The organism is Falsiphaeobacter marinintestinus (assembly GCF_007923355.1).
GTDB classification, from domain to species: Bacteria; Pseudomonadota; Alphaproteobacteria; order Rhodobacterales; family Rhodobacteraceae; genus Phaeobacter_A; species Phaeobacter_A marinintestinus.
Genome location: NZ_VOGO01000013.1, coordinates 46,693 through 63,876, shown reverse-complemented (window position 1 = coordinate 63,876; position 17,184 = coordinate 46,693). Strand labels below are relative to the sequence as shown.

18 protein-coding genes are annotated in these 17,184 nt (G+C 57.7%); 7 read left to right on the top strand and 11 right to left on the bottom strand.

Going from position 1 to position 17,184, the window contains the following annotated elements; genetic code table 11:
• The first annotated feature begins 28 nt into the window (after positions 1 to 28).
• Both FOY56_RS20515 and FOY56_RS20510 read left to right on the top strand, forming a co-directional pair.
• Positions 29 to 1,003, top strand: coding sequence for a Hint domain-containing protein (locus FOY56_RS20515; RefSeq protein WP_146348026.1), 975 nt, complete (start codon positions 29 to 31; stop codon positions 1,001 to 1,003).
• 157 nt (positions 1,004 to 1,160) lie between these two features.
• Entirely contained in the window at positions 1,161 to 2,093 is a 933-nt protein-coding gene (locus FOY56_RS20510; RefSeq protein ID WP_146348025.1) for a Hint domain-containing protein, read from the top strand.
• 113 nt (positions 2,094 to 2,206) lie between these two features.
• Here the strand turns inward: FOY56_RS20510 and FOY56_RS20505 are convergent, their stop codons facing one another.
• The 4 genes from FOY56_RS20505 to FOY56_RS20490 form a co-directional block, all read right to left on the bottom strand.
• Positions 2,207 to 3,310, bottom strand: coding sequence for a site-specific DNA-methyltransferase (locus FOY56_RS20505; RefSeq protein WP_146348024.1), 1,104 nt, complete (start codon positions 3,308 to 3,310; stop codon positions 2,207 to 2,209).
• A 102-nt stretch (positions 3,311 to 3,412) separates the two neighbouring features.
• Positions 3,413 to 4,030 carry a ribonuclease HII gene (rnhB, locus tag FOY56_RS20500; protein WP_146348023.1) on the bottom strand — a complete coding sequence of 206 codons (618 nt, stop codon included), beginning with the start codon at positions 4,028 to 4,030 and terminating at the stop codon, positions 3,413 to 3,415.
• A gap of 45 nt (positions 4,031 to 4,075) precedes the next feature.
• Positions 4,076 to 5,338 carry a SulP family inorganic anion transporter gene (locus FOY56_RS20495; RefSeq protein ID WP_146348022.1) on the bottom strand — a complete coding sequence of 421 codons (1,263 nt, stop codon included), beginning with the start codon at positions 5,336 to 5,338 and terminating at the stop codon, positions 4,076 to 4,078.
• Positions 5,339 to 5,554: 216 nt separating this feature from the next.
• A complete protein-coding gene (locus FOY56_RS20490) occupies positions 5,555 to 6,043 on the bottom strand; it encodes a hypothetical protein (RefSeq protein WP_146348021.1) in 489 nt (162 codons plus the stop codon).
• A gap of 177 nt (positions 6,044 to 6,220) precedes the next feature.
• Here FOY56_RS20490 and FOY56_RS20485 point away from each other — a divergent pair, with 177 nt between their 5' ends.
• Both FOY56_RS20485 and FOY56_RS20480 read left to right on the top strand, forming a co-directional pair.
• Positions 6,221 to 6,511 (top strand): hypothetical protein, encoded by a 291-nt coding sequence (locus FOY56_RS20485; protein WP_146348020.1) that lies wholly within the window; start codon positions 6,221 to 6,223, stop codon positions 6,509 to 6,511.
• Positions 6,483 to 7,184: a winged helix-turn-helix domain-containing protein gene (locus FOY56_RS20480; RefSeq protein WP_146348019.1), complete on the top strand. Its 702-nt coding sequence runs from the start codon at positions 6,483 to 6,485 to the stop codon at positions 7,182 to 7,184. The genes FOY56_RS20485 and FOY56_RS20480 overlap by 29 nt, the downstream gene beginning before the upstream one ends.
• Before the next feature lie 34 nt (positions 7,185 to 7,218).
• Here the strand turns inward: FOY56_RS20480 and FOY56_RS20475 are convergent, their stop codons facing one another.
• From FOY56_RS20475 to FOY56_RS20445, 7 genes are all read right to left on the bottom strand, one after another.
• Entirely contained in the window at positions 7,219 to 7,872 is a 654-nt protein-coding gene (locus tag FOY56_RS20475) for a DUF2848 domain-containing protein (RefSeq protein ID WP_146348018.1), read from the bottom strand.
• Between the two features lie 73 nt (positions 7,873 to 7,945).
• On the bottom strand, positions 7,946 to 9,229 hold the full coding sequence (locus FOY56_RS20470; protein WP_146348017.1) for a TRAP transporter large permease: 1,284 nt from the start codon (positions 9,227 to 9,229) through the stop codon (positions 7,946 to 7,948).
• Positions 9,226 to 9,774 carry a TRAP transporter small permease subunit gene (locus FOY56_RS20465; RefSeq protein ID WP_146348016.1) on the bottom strand — a complete coding sequence of 183 codons (549 nt, stop codon included), beginning with the start codon at positions 9,772 to 9,774 and terminating at the stop codon, positions 9,226 to 9,228. Before FOY56_RS20465 ends, FOY56_RS20470 begins: the two co-directional genes overlap by 4 nt.
• Positions 9,775 to 9,800: 26 nt before the next feature.
• On the bottom strand, positions 9,801 to 10,832 hold the full coding sequence (locus FOY56_RS20460) for a TRAP transporter substrate-binding protein (protein ID WP_146348015.1): 1,032 nt from the start codon (positions 10,830 to 10,832) through the stop codon (positions 9,801 to 9,803).
• A gap of 26 nt (positions 10,833 to 10,858) precedes the next feature.
• Positions 10,859 to 11,683: a putative hydro-lyase gene (locus FOY56_RS20455; protein WP_146348014.1), complete on the bottom strand. Its 825-nt coding sequence runs from the start codon at positions 11,681 to 11,683 to the stop codon at positions 10,859 to 10,861.
• Positions 11,684 to 11,777: 94 nt separating this feature from the next.
• A complete protein-coding gene (locus tag FOY56_RS20450; protein WP_146348013.1) occupies positions 11,778 to 12,656 on the bottom strand; it encodes a LysR family transcriptional regulator in 879 nt (292 codons plus the stop codon).
• Between the two features lie 214 nt (positions 12,657 to 12,870).
• The gene (locus FOY56_RS20445; protein WP_146348012.1) at positions 12,871 to 13,188 is read right to left on the bottom strand and encodes a hypothetical protein; all 318 of its coding nucleotides are present in this window, start codon (positions 13,186 to 13,188) and stop codon (positions 12,871 to 12,873) included.
• A gap of 103 nt (positions 13,189 to 13,291) precedes the next feature.
• Here FOY56_RS20445 and FOY56_RS20440 point away from each other — a divergent pair, with 103 nt between their 5' ends.
• The 3 genes from FOY56_RS20440 (at position 13,292) to FOY56_RS20430 (ending at position 17,158) form a co-directional block, all read left to right on the top strand.
• The gene (locus FOY56_RS20440) at positions 13,292 to 14,836 is read left to right on the top strand and encodes a DUF427 domain-containing protein (protein WP_146348011.1); all 1,545 of its coding nucleotides are present in this window, start codon (positions 13,292 to 13,294) and stop codon (positions 14,834 to 14,836) included.
• Positions 14,837 to 15,005: 169 nt separating this feature from the next.
• Positions 15,006 to 15,815 carry an IclR family transcriptional regulator gene (locus FOY56_RS20435; RefSeq protein ID WP_146348010.1) on the top strand — a complete coding sequence of 270 codons (810 nt, stop codon included), beginning with the start codon at positions 15,006 to 15,008 and terminating at the stop codon, positions 15,813 to 15,815.
• Positions 15,812 to 17,158: an aminotransferase class III-fold pyridoxal phosphate-dependent enzyme gene (locus FOY56_RS20430; protein WP_146348009.1), complete on the top strand. Its 1,347-nt coding sequence runs from the start codon at positions 15,812 to 15,814 to the stop codon at positions 17,156 to 17,158. The genes FOY56_RS20435 and FOY56_RS20430 overlap by 4 nt, the downstream gene beginning before the upstream one ends.
• Positions 17,159 to 17,184: the final 26 nt, after the last annotated feature.

The window sequence follows — 17,184 nt, the reverse complement described above, 5'->3', positions numbered from 1 at the left end:
ATTTTCGAAACGCCTTCAGGAGTAGATCATGGCATCATTCGATTTTTTATCGGTTATTCAGTACGACCGCACCGGAAACAGCATCAATTTCAAGAACACCGGCGACTTCTCAACGCAAAGCGGCACACTGGATGACGGGGAGACTTTTGCTGACGACGGAGCGGTTGGCGATACCTTTGAGTCCGGGGATTCCTTCACGTTCAACGTTACCCCAGCTATTGCTGACGACTTTCCGGATTATAATTCCGGGGACATCGTCACGTTGGACTATGTGGGCACCTACACGATCAATGGCGTCACCGGCATCGTTCTTGAAGATCAAAGCGATCCAAATATTGGCTTCGTGTTCAGCCCTGCAGACGCGGCTTCGACCAATGCAGCCCTTCCAAACGTCATCAACACAGGAGACCCCGAGTTTGACGCTGGCGCATACACGCCCTGTTTTCTGATTGGCAGTCTGATCGCAACTCCAGATGGCGAGAAACCCGTGGAATCGCTGGATGCCGGAGACCTGGTTCTGAATAGCGAAGGCCAGCCGGTGCCAGTGAAATGGTTGGGACGGCGGACCATCGCAGCTATCTTCCGTCCGGCAGAAGAACTGAGCCCCGTGCGCTTTGCTGCCGGGTCGCTTGGCAAGGGTCTTCCGCATTCGGATCTGACGGTGACAGCCAATCACGCGATGCTTCTGGATGGCGTCCTGTGCCATGCCAGCGCTTTGGTCAATGGGTCGACCATAGTCCGGGTTCCGTTGGAAGAAATGGGGCAGACCTTTACGACCTATCATGTCGAAACCGAGAACCATGAGATCATCCTGGCAAACGGGGCGCCCACTGAAACCTTCATCGACAATGTTTCGCGCCGAATTTTCCACAACTTTTCCGAGTTCGAGAAAATGTACGGCGAGGTCCGCGACATGGCAGAACTGCCCTATCCTCGCGCGATGAGTGCCCGGCAGTTGCCAGCATCAGTTCGCCAGTTGATCTCAAGGGAAGACGCGGCTTAAGCTCAACAACAACGAATATGAATACAGACCCCACCAAAAAATGGTGGGGTCGCATTTTCGAAGGCCGCCAATTTTTTTTGCGGTTTGTATTTTTATATAGCCCTCGCGTTGGTCGTTGTTTCGACTATCGGGGTCAAACTGGTCCAGGGAGGGATACATGGCAGATTGGTCTTACAGTTCCGTTTTAGAATATGAACGAAATGGGAACAGTCACAACTACAAGGATTCAGGCAACCATACCGACGTCGATGGAGTTGTATCCGACAACGATGCCGGGAGTAGTGAATTCACAGTCGGTGAAACTCTGACGATTAACGTTGGCGGCACCGACTATTTTGGAGAGTTCGCAGGAACCTACACGTCTTCGTCAGGTGAACTTTACCTCGTAATCTATCAGGAAGATTCTGACGGTGACCCAGACACAGACCAAGCATATATTTTTAGTACATTGGACGAAGCAGCCGCTACGGCCGATCTACCCAATGTTATTGACAGCGGTGACTTCGATACGAACCCCTACCCTGTTTGTTTTGCGGCCGGTACGCTGATCGCAACGCCAAACGGAGAGCGCGCCGTCGAGACTTTGAAAGCGGGCGACTTGGTGTTGACCGCAGACGGAAAAGAAGTGGCTGTCAGATGGTTGGGTGCCAAAACGATGGCGAAAATCTTTCATCCAGCGGAACATCTGCGCCCAATTCGGATGACTGCCGGATCGCTTGGCGACGGCCTGCCACATTCGGATCTGACTGTGACCAACAATCACGCGATGCTGCTGGACAGTGTTCTGTGCCATGCTGGCGCTATGGTGAATGGCACCACGATCATCCGTGTTCCACTTGCGGAACTTGGCGACACTTTCACGGTCTATCACATCGAAACCGAGAACCATGAGATCATCCTGGCAAATGGCTCGCCCTCAGAGACCTTCATCGACAACGTCTCGCGTCGGACTTTCCAGAATCATGGCGAGTACGAAGCCTTCTACGACAAAGCTGGCGACATCAAGGAACTGCCCTATCCGCGCGCGATGAGTGCACGGCAGTTGCCAGCATCAGTTCGACAGTTGATCTCAGAACAAGACGCGGCTTAGACGCGGTCTTTGCAAACATGAAAAAGACCCCGCCATAGAATGGCGGGGTCAAGTTGAGTGCCTTGTGTCAGGCCACAGGCACCGGCGGTAACTTTGATAAGTCGAGGTGTGGGTTAGTTCTGCATTTCCGAACGGATCTGCTGGCGCAGCACGTCAATCGGCACGGTTTTGCCGTCGCGCTTGAAGCACCAATAGGTCCATCCATTACAGCTGGGCGCGCCTTCCAGCGCGGCACCGACCTGATGGATCGAGCCTTTGATGTCGTCGCCGATCAGCGTGCCATCGGCCCGGATCTTGGCCTTGTGACGGCCATTCATCGACAACAGCTGTTCGCCCGGGCGCAACATGCCGCGTTCGACCAATTGGCCGAAGGGCACGCGCGGTTCGGCGCGTTTCGATGCGCTGACCTGCAGCGTCTCGCGATCAAACTTGCGGACCTTGGCGATGCGTTTCTCGGCAACCTTGCGATAGGCTTCTTCGCGCTCGATCCCGATGAACTCACGGCCCAGCATCTTGGCAACGGCGCCGGTCGTGCCGGTGCCAAAGAATGGGTCAAGGACCACATCGCCCGGATTGGTCGACCCGACCATGATCCGGTGCAGCAACGCTTCGGGTTTTTGCGTCGGATGGGCCTTGTCGCCGTTATCGTCTTTCAGGCGTTCGTGGCCGGTGCAGATCGGGATCACCCAGTCTGACCGCATCTGGATGCCTTCGTTCAGCGCCTTCAGCGCTTCGTAGTTGAAGGTATATTTGCCGCCTTCGGCCTTGGACGCCCAGATCATGGTTTCATGAGCGTTGGTGAACCGTTTGCCACGGAAGTTCGGCATCGGGTTCGACTTGCGCCAGACCACATCGTTCAGGATCCAGTATCCCTGGTTCTGCAGCTCGGCTCCCAGACGGAAGATGTTGTGGTAAGATCCGATCACCCAGATCGCGCCGTTGGGCTTGAGCAGGCGTTTTGCGGCCTTCAACCATGCCCGCGTGAAGCGGTCATAGACGGCGAAGGACGAAAACTGGTCCCATTCGTCGTCAACCGCGTCGACTTTGGAATTGTCGGGGCGATGCAGATCGCCCTTCAGCTGCAGGTTATAGGGTGGATCCGCAAAAATAAGGTCCACGGACTCTTCTGGAAGACTGTTCATCAGCTCGATGCAGTCGCCAGACAAAATCGTATTGAGCGGGAGCGCCGCAGCGCCCTTGGTTTTAGTCTTGGTCATTCTCTGCCTCTGTCCCGGCGCATTTTCACGCTCGTTGGTTGCTCATAGGATGAGTCAAAGGCGATTCGCGGTCAAATTCTTTTTGAATCAGTAGGTTACAAATTATTCTTGATACAAGATATTGTGGACCGGTTTGAACGAACGTCTATGGTGTGGGGTTACACCGAATTTGACCAGCGCCGCTTTGTGGCTTTTTGACGGATACCCGGCGTTGGTTTCCCAGCCATAACCGGGATGCTGTTGCGCCAAATCCACCATGAGCCGATCGCGACACATTTTGGCCATAATTGAGGCCGCTGCAATCGACACGGAACGGGTGTCACCTTTGACCACCGCCTGCGCCGGGATCATCAATTCGCGCGGGATGCGATTGCCATCAATCAGGGCGAAATCAGGCGGCGGATCCAGCGCGGCGATTGCGCGCTCCATGGCAAGGTGGCTGGCGCGCAGGATATTGATCTGGTCGATCTCGGCGACGCTGGCGTGGGCGATTGAGACCTGGGCCTTTTCCGCGATCAAAGGCTCAAGCAGAGTGCGGCGTTTGAGGCTGAGCTGCTTGGAGTCGTTCAGGCCCTCGGGCACCTGTTCAAGATCCAAAACCACGGCGGCGGCGGTCACCGGCCCGGCCAGCGGGCCGCGGCCGACTTCGTCTACTCCTGCGATCCGCAGGAATCCCCGCGCTTGGGCGGCGCATTCAAGGCTGTCATCGGGCGTTGTCATCCTCCTGTGCTGCCTGCGCGCGCGATAGGATGCAAGGGGCTTTGATCAGTGTTGAGGCGGCGTCCAGTCTTCTGGTGGAACGTCACGCCGTATCAGGCGCAGGGCCAGTCCGACGGCAACGCCGACCCCGATTGCAACGGTCAGGTCGGCCAGAACCGTCAGGACCAGCGTCAGCAGCATCAAAATGGCATCAGACCGCCGACCCGAGACATAGGTTTTCCAGTTTTGCGGTTCGCTCATGTTCCAGGCGGTCAGGATCAGCAGGCCCGCAAGCGCTGGCATGGCCAGGTATCCGGCCAGCGGCGCCGCCAGCATCATCACCAACAAGACAGTCAGCGCATGAACGATGCCCGCCACGGGTGTGCGCCCGCCCGCCCGCACGTTGGTCGCGGTGCGGGCAATGGCCCCGGTTGCAGGCAGGCCGCCGAACAGGGCCGAGCCCAGATTGGCGGCCCCTTGGGCCAGCAGTTCGGCGTTTGAGCGATGGTGGCCACCGATCATGCGGTCGGCAACGATGGCGGACAGCAGCGATTCAATGCCCGCAAGGAACGCAATGACGATGGCCGAGGGCAGCAATTCGGTCACAGTGGCCATCGACATCTGTGGGAAGGCAGGCGTCGGCAAGTGAGATGGCAGCGCACCGAAGCGAGAGAAGATGGTATCGGCAGGCAGGTGCAGCCAAGCCGCAAGGGCGGAAGTGCCCGCGACCGCAAAGATCAGGCCCGGAAACTTGGGGAACAGTCGGCGCAGCGCAACGATGGCCACAATGGTGATCAGCCCGAGGATTACGCTGCTGGTATCAAAGGTCGCCCGGGCCGCCCATAACGCCGGAACCTTTTCGATGAAATCCGCAGGCACCTGCGCCATGTCGAGGCCCAGAATGTCCTTGAGCTGGCTGGTGGCGATGATCACGGCGATGCCAATGGTGAACCCGTTGATCACCGGTTCGGGGACGTACCGGATCAGTTTACCCAAGCGCAGAAACCCGGCGACCAGCAGGATCAGCCCGGCCATGAACGTCGCCAGAACCAATCCTTGATACCCGTGATCCTGAACCACGCCATAAACCACGACGATGAAGGCTCCGGTCGGGCCGCCGATCTGCACACGGCTGCCGCCGAACAAAGAAATCAGCAGGCCCGCGATGATCGCCGTGACCAGCCCGGTTTCTGGGGGAGCGCCAGAGGCAATTGCGATGGCAAGGCTGAGCGGCAGTGCAACCATACCAACAGTGATGCCCGCAAGGACATCGGCGCGCAGCGCCTCGGACGAATAATCGCCCATAGAGGTCAGAATCTTCGGCTTCATGGTTGGGTCCGTAAGCCAGATGACAGGATCGATGCGTGGCACATGGGGGCCCGAAATTGACCGGTGCGGCGCATTCACTGGCAAGCTGCGCCTCTGATTGGGTGGTTGCAAGTGGAAAGTCCGGTTGCGGACAAAAAATCGCGCCGCCCGGTTTCCCGAACGGCGCGACCTTGGTCAGTGGGGGCTTGGCTGCCCCTCTTCTGCTCGATTGTCGGGTTACTTGCGGCTGAGGTTATAGCCGCGTTCCCGCAGGCAATGGGGCTTGTACCCGGCGCGAGTGCCCTTGTTGCCCTGCACCTGAACCTTGCAGGCCTTCGGCAGCGAGTCGGTCAGGCGATAGTTGTTCTGCAGGCAATTGCCGCCCAAAATCTTGAACTCGTCCCGGCCACGGCGCACGGTCTTGAGACAGCTTCTCGGCAGGTCATACCGGGTGATCTGACGCGGCAGCGGCTTGGGCTGGACCACCTGCGGCGGACGGACCGAATAAGAATGCCCGGGGTTCTGCGGCGGGTAATATGGCTGGGCGCGGCGCTGGACGACCACGGTGTCGTTGTCATTGTGATCGTTGATTGCCGCACCGATGATGGCGAGAACGGCAAGGCCCGCGATCATCTTGGCGACATCATCGTCGGCGCGGGCGGGAGCGGTAAAGGCCGTAACGGCAAGGGCGGAGGCACAGATCATGGCGATGAATTTGCGGTGCATGTCGAGGGTCCTTTCGGGGTCGGTGTGATGGGGTGTCCGATTGTGTGGACGGTTGATGACCCAACACTGGCCCCGACCCCGAAAGACAGGCAATATCACCCCCCTGTTATTGGATAACGCACCGTTCAGGCCCCTGTTGTCATTGAATAACCAAGCGTTTCACAGCAGGGTGGGGGCATGAGACTCAGAACCCATATCCTTGCCCTGATCGCGGGCCTGATGTTGGCGGCACCGGCGTTTTCTGCCGAGTGTTATGCCGATTACAAAGCCAAGCGCGACAACCCGCTGCGCCTGCATTATGGCGTGATCCAGTTAGCCCAATCCTGTGACAAGGCTGCCGCCCGCAGCGAAGCGGCGCAGCGGTTGCAGCAGAACGGGTGGACGTTGCTGAACGTCCTCTCGGTGTTTGGTCCCGAAGGTTTGCAGCAAAGGAAGGCTGATGCCGGACAATATTATCTCCGCTTCTGACGCCCGCCGGTCGGGCACCCGGATGGTCGGCCTCGGGATCGGCGCGATTGTCGCTATTCTGGTTGTGGCCGGAACCGTGCTGTTGCTGACCCTGCCAGACGCCAACGCGTTCAACGCGCGAGTCGAACAGGTGTTTGTCGAGAACGATCTAACCACCCAGGCCGAGATCAAGCTGCTTGAGATTCTGGCGCAATCGGGCACTGCATTTTCCGATACCCTGGCCAGTTACCGGATGGTGATTTTTGTGCTGTTGGTCTTTGCCACCGCGATGATGGTCGCGGCGCTGGTGTTTCTGGTGCTTCTGGTGGCGTTCAACCGCCGCATGGCCCAGATCGAACGCGCCGGGATTCAGGTGAATTCGCTGTTGATCAGCCGCGAGGAAAACACGGTTTACCTGAACAACATGGATTTCAAGCTGACCGCCGCAGCGATGGAGACTCTGTCGGTTCTGGCCGAGGCGCGGATGGATGACGACGTGCTGTCGGGGATCGAGATTGAGGCGATGGTCTCGGGCAAGAACTCGGCCGATTGCGAAGAAGCGGCCGGGGCCACACGCATCAAACGGCTGCGCGATACCTTGGGCAACCAGATGGTGAGTGAGTTGCTGGTCAAGAACATCGCCCGGCGTGGGTACATGCTGGCGGTGGAAAAAGACGTGATCCAGATGGTGTGAATGCCGCACCTGCCTTGGGTACGGTCGGCGGGGCTTAGGCGACGATCTGCAAGGGATTGGTCTGATACTGCAGTGTCAGTGTTCTTTCCAGAACGGGGTCGCTGAGTTCGGCCCGGAAATCGTTCGCTGCGCGGACACCACCGATGGCGGGAAGTGTGCCGCACAACATCGCCGCGACTCCCATCCCATCAAGATGTCTGGACAGCGCTTCGAGGGGCATGATCTGATCAAGACTGCCGTTCTGATACAGCGTCCAGTCGCCGCCTTCCTGGATCCAGGACCGCAGTTTCAACTGGTCGATGTGGTCCAGAACCGAATCAAAATCCCACAGCGTGGATGCGCAGGCTTTGGAGCAGGCTTGCTTTGACGCCGCGACCGAGGTCGCTTCAAGATCGCGGTCCGTGTGATCAGACGCCAACCCAAGCCAGAGTTTGCCGTCCTGAGCAATCAACAGCGGCTCGGCCTCGCCCGATGTGGCGCTGCCAAGCACCTGAATCGCCGCGTCTTGCGTCAGCAGGGTATTGGAAACCTGATAGAACAGGGGCGTGGTCGACGGGGGCGCAACGCCAAGGGCGGCCAGTTCATCAATGTGATGCTGCACGGCTTTTGCGTTGCGGCCTGTCCAGCCAGCGACGACAAGCCGGTCGATTGCGAAATCGATGTGTTCTGATCCAACCAAAAACTGCATGAGTTATTCCTGTGTGTCTAAGTTTACGCAGTCGGCCTTTGGCCTGCGATGATGTGGCGGCGACAGCGATCTATCACTGCAAGGCGTTTGGCAGGAACAAAGCGATGCCCGGAAACGCGATCAGCAGGAAGGCCATTGCCAGCATCGTCAGGCAGTAAGGCAAAGCCCCCAGCATCACCTCGTTTAAGCTGCCGGATTTTCGCGCGCCCTGGACTACATAAAGGTTCAAGCCGACCGGTGGGGTAATCAGGGCCATTTCGATCAACACGATCATCAGAATGCCGAACCAGATCACGTCGTACCCCTGCGCGATGACCAGCGGCACGATGATCGGAATGGTGACAACCATCAGCGACAGCGTTTCGATGAAAAACCCAAGCACAATGTAAAGGACCACAACCACCATAATTGTTTTGAGCGGGGTCAGGCCAAGCCCGGTCATGAATGCAGTCAGTTCGCGCCCAAGCCCGGCCGAGGCAAGTGTGAAGTTCAGGAACGAGGCCCCGATGACGATCAGCATGATCATCGAGGTGATTTTGACGGTGCCAGTCAGGCTTTGGCTGAGCATCGACCACGAGACACCGCCAAAGGCCAATGCGATAACAAATGCGCCTGCGACGCCAACAGCCGCCGCTTCGGTCGGTGTGGCCCAGCCGCGATAGATCGACCCGACGATCAGGCCGAACAGGATCAGAATGGGGATCAGATCGATCAAAGCCCGCAGCATCTGTGGCAACGGGAATGTACGTCGCACGCCACCCAGATCGGGGCGGATGATGCAGATGATGGCCGTGACGGCCATAAAGGCAATGGCGAGTGCCAGGCCCGGTATCAGACCAGCAAGGAACAATTGCGGGATCGAAGATTGCGTGAGAAAGCCATAAACGATCAGGTTGATCGACGGCGGGATCATGATGCCCAGCGTGCCCCCGGCGGCTATGGCACCTGAAAACAGTTTCGGATCATAGCCCAGTTTTTCGGCCTGTGGCATGGCAACGGTTGCAACCGTGGCAGCCGTGGCTACCGAAGATCCGGAGGTCGCCGAAAACATCGTGGCCGTGGCGACATTGGCGTGGACCAAACCGCCGGGCAACCACGACACCCAACGATCCAACGCCGCATAGGTGCGTGTCGCGACACCGCTGCGCACAAGGATTTCACCCAGCAAGACAAAGAACGGGATGGCGATCAAAGTGGCCGAATTGGACGACGACCAGACCATGTTGCCCAACCCGCGTGTCAGCGGGAAGCTGGAAAAGAAGATATCAACGCCAAATCCCAACAGAAACAGCACGATGCCAACGGGAATGGACAGGGCCAACAGGGCCAGCAATCCGATCGAGACATAGCCGATCATTGCAGCGTCTCCTGTTCGGCAAACGCACCGACAAAGCTTTCGGTTTCGGCGTGCCGGCGTTTCAGGAGCAAACTGAGCGCGGCGAGTGTCGTCAATGACGACATCAGGGCAAACCAGACCCACCCAGCAAACCATGGCAACTGGACCCAGGCCAGCGGGGTTTCCAGCGGCGTATTGGCCCGCGAGCCATTGACGAGGGATCGTTCAAGAACCGGCCATGCCTTGATGGCGATTGTGACTACCACGCCTGACATCACGATCATCGAAAAGACGTCGAACAAGGCCCGGACAAAGCTGCCCCCACGGCTGCGCAAAAGGTCGATCCGGACGTGCCCCAGTTCAATCAGCGTGTATGACATGCCCCACGACGTCGCCAGCGCCATGGCATAGCCGGCTATTTCTTCTGTGCCACCAAGGGACGTGCCGAACCGGCGCATGATGATATCTGTCAGCACAAACGCTGCGCACACCAACAAGCCAAAGCCAACCACAAGGGCGACCCCTTTGTTGATCACCCGCAGGTTATGTATCATCCTGAGTTCCATGCCCGGCACGTCCCCTGATTTTTGCTTTAGTTGATCGTCACGCCGACAACCTGGCCAACGCTGTCATTCCAGCGTGTCGCCCAATCTCCTCCAGCGCGTTCGGCCCAATCGGGAAGAACTTTGCTTGTGAGAATGTCCCGCGCATGACTGAAATCTTCCGGGCTGACTTCGACCAGTGTCATCGAACGGGACTCACCCGATGGGCAATCGCCATTGCCGGTCAGACACGAGATGTCATTGGCTAAAGCGTCCTGCGCGCTGGCCCAGGCGGGCTCTTCAAAGCCACTCGAAATTTCGCTGGTGATCAGGGCCTGCGTGTCGGCATCCAGGCTGTTCCACTTGTCCATGTTCATCGCGGTGACGACAGAATCCCAGCCGCCCAGCGGGATCGGCAGCAGATGGGTCGAAACTTCCCACCAGCCCGCGCTGTAACCCGAACCAGCACCGGTGACGGCACAATCGACCACGCCGTTCTGCAACGCGCCCGGCACCTCTGAGAATGACACGTTCACACCTTCGGCGCCCAACGCCTCGAGCAGTTTGGCGGTCATGCGACCCGAGGCGCGTACTTTCAGGCCTTCCAGATCGCCAAGGCCCGCGATCTCATGATTACAGAAAACGACCTGCGGTGGGTAAGGCGCAATGGCCAAGACATGCGCGTTGAAACGGTCACGGTAAATGTCGGACACCATGGGCCGCGCGGCATCGACCATTGCGCGAGCTTCGTCGGCGGTCAGGGCCAGAAGCGGAACATCAAGGCCTTCCAACTCGGGCGCATCGGCAACGGCGTAATCCGCAACGGTCATGGCGACGTCATAGACGCCCTGACCCAGCAGAGGGTAAATATCGCCCAGCCCAAGGCTCATCTGGTTGTGTGTTGTCAGCTCGACCGTGATGTTGCCGCCGGAGGCATCGGGCAATGTCGTGCTCCAGAACGGTGTTTCATACTGTTTGTGCAAGGGCAGGCTGGACCAGCTGCCGACGACAGACAGGTTTTCAGCAAGGACAGGTGTGGCAAGCGCGGTGCTTGCGGCGAGAATGGACAGGATTTTTTTCATTGTTCAGGTCTCCTAGTTGGACAGGGTCAGCTTGTTATCAGGATTGGTGTTTCAGCGTCTTCTGCGACGTCGGCGATCAGCATGTGACCGGGGGAATGGGTGATGCAGATGGGCAGGGCGGCATCCAGAAGCACGTTTTGCGGAGTCACACCGCAAGCCCAATAGACAGGCACTTCGCCGGGTTTGATATCGACTGCATCGCCCCAATCAGGCCGGGACAGGTCGGCAATGCCGATCTGCGTAGGGTCGCCGACCGCGATCGGTGCGCCGTGTGCCTGCGGGAAACGACTGCTGATGTCTTTGGCCTGCGCGACCTGATGTTCGGGGATCGGGCGCATGGTCACGACCATCTGCCCGCCAAACTTGCCCGCTGGAACAAGGTCGATGTTGGATCGGAACATCGGGACATTCCTACCGGTTTCGATATGCCGGACCGGTATGCCGTTGCGCAGAAGGGCGTTTTCGAAGGTGAACGAACATCCAAGGGCGATGGTGACCAGATCATCAGACCAGACGCCACGGATGTCGGTGACTTCCTCGCTGAACGTTCCGTTCCGAAACACGCGGTATTTCGAGACGTCGGTACGGATATCAATGTCGCGCCCCAAGGTTGGTAGGCTGGGGTCACCGGTATCACTGACACCGACGATTGGGCATGGTTTTGGGTTGCGTTGGCAAAAGCGCAGGAAATCCAGCGCAAACCGCTCGGGCAGGATGGCGAGGTTGCATTGCAGCTTTCCGGCGGCCAGCCCAGCTGTATGGCCATCATACGACCCGGTCCGGATCGCCGCCCGCACTTCCGCCGCCGAAGCGGATACCAAGTCAGCGTGAGAAACCCGTGCAGATGTCATGATGGCAGCCCTTGTGACGTGCCGAAATCATCACACGAGCACGGACTTTCATGCCAATTATCATTTTATTTCATTACTGATAGATTTTTTGAATTCAGGTAAGGAGTTGCTGATCCCAGAACAAGGCCACGTCACGGGCAATTTCGGCACTGTTTTCAACAAGAAAGCTGCGAGGTTCAGACAGGTAGGACGCTGTAAACGCCAGTGGTTGCGGTCTAAACCCCGGATCGAATTCGACGATTTTCCCGGCTTCCAGAAACTCGGTGGCCAAAGCGCGCGGGTACGGCCCGACAGCGATTCCCGCTGCAATCATCTTGAGGCTGGCTGACAGCGAAGCGGATGCGTAGACGCGCAGCTTGGGACCAACCCGGCGTGACAGTTCGGACATCAGTTCGCGGTAAGGGCGGGTCTTGCTGGAATATGAGATGATCGGAATTTCGCTTAAATCGGTTTGCGGATTCGCGGTCGAGCGATACCAATGCAGGTCGAACGGCGGCAAGGCGACGTTTTCGACGGAATACTCGGACACCGGACCCATCAAAAAGGCGAGGTCCAGCTTACGCTCAAGAACGGCCGCGCGCAGGTTCAGGGAAATATCGACCGTAAGATCGACATTCACCCGCGGATATTGTTGGCTAAACGCCTTCAGAAACTCTGGCAACCACGCCTGCGCGATGGTTTCCGCTGCGCCGACACGAAACAGACCTTCGGCCTCGGACGGGTTGGCGACACGCTGTTTGATTTCTTCTTCGACAAACAACATTTGCTCGGCATAGGACAGCAACAGGGTGCCATGCTTGGTCAGAACAAGTTCACCGGGGCCGCGTTCGAACAGCGGAACACGCAGTTCCTGTTCCAGATTTGAGATCCGCGTCGACACTGCCGGTTGCGAAAGATGCAACCGCTCTGCCGCCTTGCGAAAGCCGCCCAACCGGGCCACCCACAAAAACGTTCGGATCTGATCAAAGGTCATGGGTTATCAATAATGGTTATAGAGACAGCCAGCAATTGATAACGGTGACACGGCAATCGGCAGGCCACATGCAAGGAACGGTCAGATATTTCCCGCTGTCGCGTCAGCTTGCAGGATCAAGGGTCAACCCCTGTCGCACAGGGTCGCGATTTATCGTGATACGGTTATGCTTGCAGTAGAAAAGGACGGTGTCCAGGTGGTCGGACAGTTTCTATCAGGGCCCCGGATATTGCGGCGTCTGTGATCCGGGTGACTGGGCGAACGCAGAACAATCGCAGGTTCCAAAAGACTGATAAATCAATTCGTCATGAACAGGTGGACAAGAGCGCACCATCTGCCGCAAGCGCCGCACATCATCGCGGGTCATACCGTTCTCTTTTGTCAGAGAGCAAACTTGTCCGCAAAGACACCACGGCCCCGGCAAAACCTGCGAATCTGAACGGCGATAATCAAATTCGCCTTCAGCATGTCCGGTTTGCACGCACAGAATAATCATCACTGGCATCAGCATAAAGCGAAACACGCGCAGCATTTGTCCCACCATCCAGCTTCACCCCTTCGTGGTTGGCTTTGAAAACCCAACCATCGTTCCCATATTATAATAAGCTTGATGATAGGCAAAGGACGCAATCGGCATGAACGTACAAAGCTCGCCTCCGGTCGCTGCCTATGATATCGAAATCCGACCGCTTCAGGGCCGCGTCACCATCTCTCGCGGGGATGTCATACTGGCCAGTTCCAGTCGCGCCAAGGTGATGTATGAAACCCGGCTGAACCCGGCGATCTATGTCCCGGTCGAAGACATTTTGGTTGATATGAGCGCACCCTCCGCATTGCAGACCTTTTGCCCTTTCAAGGGCACGGCGAGCTATCGCGATCTGCACATCGGCGATCAGGCGATCAAGAATGCCGTCTGGAGCTATGAGGTCGCCCTGCCCGAAAGCCGCGATGTCCAGGGCTTTGCCGCGTTCATGCCCGATACCTATACGCATATCGATCTGGGCGACAACGAACTGCAGGCCGCCAAGCCATCAAGCATTAGCGGCCCGCTGATCGACTGGCTGATGCGCGAGGCGTCAACGCTGCCATCGTCCGAAGATCTCACCCGGGCGCTGGGCGAGAAACTGGTCGAACACGGTATTCCGATTTCGCGGATGAGCGTGCTGATCTGGTCTTTGCACCCGTTGATTGTGGCCCGCAACATCATCTGGAAACGCGGCGAAGATGAACTGACCACCTATGCGCCGACCTATGAACTGCATGACCACGAATCCTATATCAACAGCCCTCTCAGGCATGTGTCGAACGGGTTGGGCGGAGTGCGTCAGCGGCTGGACGCGGCGCATTTCGAAGCCAGTTTCCCGATCATGGAAGATCTGAAACAGCAGGGCGCGACAGACTATGTGGCGATGCCTTTGCCATTTTCGGACGGGCGGACCAACGTGCTGACCCTGACCAGCGATCACCCGGACGGGTTTTCGACCGGGGATCTGGGAACGGTGTTTGAGTGCGTTTTCGTGATCAGCCGGTTTTACGAGGTGTTTGCCCAACGATCGAACGCACAGACCCTGCTTGAGACCTATGTCGGCAAGCGCACAGGCGCGCGGGTACTGGGCGGTGAGATCCGTCGCGGTGACGGGGATGAGATCGACGCCGCAATCATGTTCTGCGATCTGCGCAATTCGACGGTTTTGGAAGAACAGCTCAGCCGGCGGGACTATATAGCGTTGCTGAACCAGTTCTTTGATACCGTGTCGGACGTGGTTCACGCGAATGGCGGTGAAGTGCTGAAGTTCATTGGCGACGCTGTTCTGGCGGTCTTTCCGGAAGGTGAAGACGCACAGAAGGCCAGCAGCCATGCGCTGGACACGGCCAAGGAAATCCTTGCGCAGCTGGATGCGATCAATGCGAAGGACCCCGTGCACAAATGTGATACCGCCATCGGGTTGGATTACGGGCGCGTCACCTATGGCAATGTCGGATCGCGCGAACGCCTGGATTTCACTGTGATCGGTCAGGCCGCCAATATCGCCGCGCGGTTGTCGGACTACGGGAAGGTTGCGGGCCAGCGGATCGTGATGTCGGATGCTATTGCAAGCTGTTGTTCCGGCCTGCGCCCGCTGGGCGAGGTTGAATTGTACAATGTATCCCGGCCAGTGACCTGTTTCGGCGCCGGTTGACGGGGTTGCCATCAAAATCAAACGTGCGGAAACCGGGGGCCTGAGCGGAACACACCGTATCATCTTAGTTGCTCTGCGCCGGTTCGCATATCAAACCATCATTTGCAAAAATCGATTGCCTTGTTAAACAAGCTGTGCCACCCTTTGGCCGAACTCAGATGGTGGACCTATGTCTTCGGCGGCCAAAACTCTTGCGCTTTTATCGCTGTTCTCAACCAAGCGCCCTGAAATCGGCTTGTCAGAGCTGTGTCGGCTCGCGGGTCGGGACAAGGCGACAACCTATCGGCATTTACAAGTGCTTGAAGAGGCCGGGTTTGTTGAGCAGACGCCGGAAACCAAACGCTATCGTCTTGGTCCGGCCGTTCTGCAACTGGCCCAGACCCGCGAGTTGACAGTTCCGCGCAAGGAAAGCGCGATGCCGGCGCTGTCACGTCTTGCCATCGAAACAGGTGAAACGGCGCATGTGTCGGAATTGTCGGGCACAACTTTGTACGCGCTCGCCTCGTGCGAATCGTCGATGCACAGCACCCGGGTCATCATCGACATTCAGACGTTTCCGCTTCACGCGACGGCCTCGGGCCTTTGTGCGCTGGCCTTTGGCCCGCCAGACCTGATCGACGTTGCAGCAAGCAGACTGCAGGTGTTTACGTCGACCACCGTGAAAACGGTCGACGAACTGGCCCGTACCGTCGAAAGCGTGGGCGACACGGGCTTTGGACATACCAACAGCAGTTTTGAGCAAGATGTTCACAGCCTTGCCGCGCCTGTTTTCGACCAGACGGGCCGCCTGGCCGGATGCGTGTCCGTGGCAAGCGTGGCAAGTCGCTGCACTTCTTATCTGGTGCGTCGCATCCAGGAAAACCTGATGCAGGCCAGTCGCGACATCACCCGGAACTGGGGTGGCACAATCCCAGACAGCATCGAGGCCAGTTGGGCCAGATCCTTAAACCTACACCCCACATTGGAACCTGCATCATGAAAGATTCGAATTTCCTGAAAGAAAACAACGCCCGCCAAATGTGGCATCCGATGACGTCACCTCAGGACAGTATCGAAAATCCGCCAAAGATCATCACCGACTCGAGCGGTGTCAGCATTACCGATATTGACGGGCATAAGGTTGTTGATGCGGTCGGCGGTCTTTGGAACGTCAACCTTGGTTATTCCTGCCAACCCGTCAAAGACGCAATTGCAGATCAGCTGAACAAGCTGCCCTATTATTCGACCTTTCGCGGCACGACAAATGATGCCGTGATCGAATTGTCTTATGAATTGCAGGACTTCTTTGCCCCCGATGGAATGCAACGGTCGTTCTTTACCTCGGGCGGCTCGGATTCGGTTGAAACCGCACTGCGGTTGGCGCGGCAATATCACAAACTGCGCGGCGAGACCGGGCGCACCAAGTTTCTGAGCCTCAAGAAAGGGTATCACGGCACCCACTTCGGGGGGGCAAGCGTCAACGGCAATGCCAATTTCCGCACCGCCTATGAGCCGCTTCTGGCCGGGTGTTTTCACATCCCCGCCCCTTATACCTATCGCAATCCCTTCAATGAAACTGACCCCGAAAAACTGGCGCACCTGTGTGTGGCGGCACTTGAGGATGAGATTGCGTTTCAGGGTGCGAATACCATTGCGGCGATGATCATGGAGCCGATCCTGGGCGCAGGTGGTGTCATCCCTCCACACAAATCCTTTGCACCGATGGTTCAGGAGATCTGTAACCGGAACGGCATTTTGCTGATCACGGATGAGGTTATCACGGGATACGGGCGCACTGGAGCATGGTCAGGCGCGCGGCTTTGGGGCATCCAGCCTGACATGATTGCGACGGCCAAGGCGATCACCAACGGCTATTTCCCGTTTGGCGCCCTGATGATTGGCGAAAGAATGGTCGAAGCATTCGAAGATAATCCTGCCGCCAAGATCGGCCATGGCTATACCTATTCCGGGCATCCGGTAGGTGCGGCGGCCGCGCTTGCCTGTTTGGCAGAAACGAAACGGTTGAATGTTGTGGACAATGCGGCCGCCCGCGGCGATCAGCTTTTCCAGGGCTGCAAGGACCTGATGGCAAAATACGACATCATCGGCGACGTTCGGGGCGGGCATGGTCTCATGACCGCGATTGAGGTGGTCAGTGACCGCGCCACGAAAAAGCCCATCGACGGCGAAACAGCCGCTGTCATTCAGGAAACCGCCTATCAATCCGGGGCCATGGTCCGGGTTTCGGGGCCGAACATCATCCTGTCGCCTCCCCTTGTGTTGGGTGAGCAGGACGCGGCCACGATCCTGTCTGCCCTGGACGCCGGTTTTGCCGCTGTCTGATCGTTCAAGACGGGCCTGAGAAACCC

Coding starts and splice junctions, on each gene's coding strand:
- FOY56_RS20515 (WP_146348026.1), top strand. CDS start 29: ATGGCATCATTCGATTTTTTATCGGTTATTCAGTACGACCGCACCGGA.
- FOY56_RS20510 (WP_146348025.1), top strand. CDS start 1,161: ATGGCAGATTGGTCTTACAGTTCCGTTTTAGAATATGAACGAAATGGG.
- FOY56_RS20505 (WP_146348024.1), bottom strand. CDS start 3,310: ATGACCAAGACTAAAACCAAGGGCGCTGCGGCGCTCCCGCTCAATACG.
- rnhB (WP_146348023.1), bottom strand. CDS start 4,030: ATGACAACGCCCGATGACAGCCTTGAATGCGCCGCCCAAGCGCGGGGA.
- FOY56_RS20495 (WP_146348022.1), bottom strand. CDS start 5,338: ATGAAGCCGAAGATTCTGACCTCTATGGGCGATTATTCGTCCGAGGCG.
- FOY56_RS20490 (WP_146348021.1), bottom strand. CDS start 6,043: ATGCACCGCAAATTCATCGCCATGATCTGTGCCTCCGCCCTTGCCGTT.
- FOY56_RS20485 (WP_146348020.1), top strand. CDS start 6,221: ATGAGACTCAGAACCCATATCCTTGCCCTGATCGCGGGCCTGATGTTG.
- FOY56_RS20480 (WP_146348019.1), top strand. CDS start 6,483: ATGCCGGACAATATTATCTCCGCTTCTGACGCCCGCCGGTCGGGCACC.
- FOY56_RS20475 (WP_146348018.1), bottom strand. CDS start 7,872: ATGCAGTTTTTGGTTGGATCAGAACACATCGATTTCGCAATCGACCGG.
- FOY56_RS20470 (WP_146348017.1), bottom strand. CDS start 9,229: ATGATCGGCTATGTCTCGATCGGATTGCTGGCCCTGTTGGCCCTGTCC.
- FOY56_RS20465 (WP_146348016.1), bottom strand. CDS start 9,774: ATGGAACTCAGGATGATACATAACCTGCGGGTGATCAACAAAGGGGTC.
- FOY56_RS20460 (WP_146348015.1), bottom strand. CDS start 10,832: ATGAAAAAAATCCTGTCCATTCTCGCCGCAAGCACCGCGCTTGCCACA.
- FOY56_RS20455 (WP_146348014.1), bottom strand. CDS start 11,683: ATGACATCTGCACGGGTTTCTCACGCTGACTTGGTATCCGCTTCGGCG.
- FOY56_RS20450 (WP_146348013.1), bottom strand. CDS start 12,656: ATGACCTTTGATCAGATCCGAACGTTTTTGTGGGTGGCCCGGTTGGGC.
- FOY56_RS20445 (WP_146348012.1), bottom strand. CDS start 13,188: ATGCTGCGCGTGTTTCGCTTTATGCTGATGCCAGTGATGATTATTCTG.
- FOY56_RS20440 (WP_146348011.1), top strand. CDS start 13,292: ATGAACGTACAAAGCTCGCCTCCGGTCGCTGCCTATGATATCGAAATC.
- FOY56_RS20435 (WP_146348010.1), top strand. CDS start 15,006: ATGTCTTCGGCGGCCAAAACTCTTGCGCTTTTATCGCTGTTCTCAACC.
- FOY56_RS20430 (WP_146348009.1), top strand. CDS start 15,812: ATGAAAGATTCGAATTTCCTGAAAGAAAACAACGCCCGCCAAATGTGG.